The 1,097-nt window shown below is 58.2% G+C and carries 1 protein-coding gene; it reads right to left on the reverse strand.

What is annotated here, in order from left to right:
* Positions 1-842: PQQ-binding-like beta-propeller repeat protein (locus RMSM_RS35320; RefSeq protein ID WP_160168447.1), on the reverse strand; the 842-nt coding region annotated here is incomplete at its 3' end.
* Positions 843-1,097 lie beyond the last annotated feature (255 nt).

Consider the following 1,097-nt stretch of genomic DNA (forward strand, 5'->3'; position numbering starts at 1 on the left):
TCGAAACCGGACGAGGTAAAGATCAGGCCTTCACCGAGCACCGGCGAGGGTGTCACGCCTTCGCCCTGGCTGTAGACCGACCAAATTCGCTCGCCCGTTCGGGCGTCGTGCGCCTGGACACGGTCGCCACCGGCACTGATCACCGTCTGGCCGTTATCGAGCGTGATCGGCGTCACGTGCCCCACGCGAGACAATCCCCGCTTGCCGCGCCAAGCGGTTTTGCCGGTCTGTTTGTCGATCGCCAGCAGTACGGCTTGGTCCCACGGTTCCTTCCAACCGACACGCTGCTCCTGTGGACTGCTGCCATCAAACGGCATGATCAGCAGATCGCCGGTAAGAATCGGTGAGGCGCCCAGGCCATGCAGGCTGTGGAAGTCGACCTCTTCGTTCTTCCACACGCGTTTGCCGTCAAAATCGACTGCGACCACGGTTCCATCGTAGAAGGCGGCGTAGACCCGTTTGCCGTCGGATACGGGTGTCGGCGTGGCGTAAGAGTTCTGGGCGCGTTTGGGGCCAGGGACTTGGCGGTGGACTTCGGTGTTCCAAAGCACTTTGCCACTCTTGCGATCGATCCCGATCACTCGGCATGACGCGCCGCCGTCGGTCGCGGTTGTCACGAAGACGTGGTCACCGGAGACGATAGGCGACGACCAGCCTTGGCCTGGAATCGGCGTTTTCCAAGCGATGTTGCTGTCTTCGGACCACTCGATAGGCACGTCGACCTCAGGCGTGACGCCTTGTCCGTTGGGGCCACGGAAGCGAGTCCAGTCTTGACCGGATAACGAGTTTGGACAAACTGACAAGCTGGCGAAGACAAGCATCGTGCAAAACAGCAAACGCATGACAGAATTCTCTATGAAGTCGTGGGGGAGGGAGGGAATCCCGGTCATGATACCGCAAATCGCTGCGTCTTTGGCCCAAAGGGATCGGCGAGCGGATTCGTGATGGCATGGTTGCAGATGAATGCTGGTCACAGCGATCAAAATTCTTAATCCTAATCTTACTCTTAATCCTAATCTTTCTTCGGGTGTGGACGAACGGACGCGGGGGAGCTTGCTCGGTCGGGATTAAGATTATGAGTAGGATTAAGATTAAGA

It is taken from the genome of Rhodopirellula maiorica SM1, from assembly GCF_000346295.1.
GTDB lineage: Bacteria > Planctomycetota > Planctomycetia > Pirellulales > Pirellulaceae > Novipirellula > Novipirellula maiorica.